This is a genomic window from Wolbachia endosymbiont of Tettigetta isshikii, assembly GCF_041154185.1.
GTDB lineage: Bacteria > Pseudomonadota > Alphaproteobacteria > Rickettsiales > Anaplasmataceae > Wolbachia.
In genome coordinates this window covers 1-255 of sequence record NZ_JBFTEN010000069.1, presented here as the reverse complement: position 1 = coordinate 255, position 255 = coordinate 1, and the positions used below count along the sequence as shown (strand labels likewise).

Here is a 255-nt window from a genome sequence, read left to right as displayed (position 1 = left end):
GGTTAAACATACTGTACTTGAGATATATTTGAGGTAATCACTACATCATTAATATTAGAATTAGGATTACTGATGCTAAGAGGCTTACAAGCATCCATTAAAATTCTTAAGTCTTCGTCACTCAGGTAACTAAATATTTTTTCAGTACAGTCATGTGGTAACTCAGGAAAGTTGTTAAAGAGAAAATGGAAAATTTTATTGCCTTGTTCAAGTAACTCTTTTCTATCCATGCCCTTTCTGAAATGACTTTCTATC

General features: G+C 31.8%; 1 protein-coding gene. It reads right to left on the bottom strand.

Annotated features, from left to right (window positions below; all coding sequences use genetic code 11):
* Positions 1-2 precede the first annotated feature (2 nt).
* Positions 3-255: F-box protein (locus AB6N09_RS05715; RefSeq protein ID WP_411131958.1), on the bottom strand; the 253-nt coding region annotated here is incomplete at its 5' end.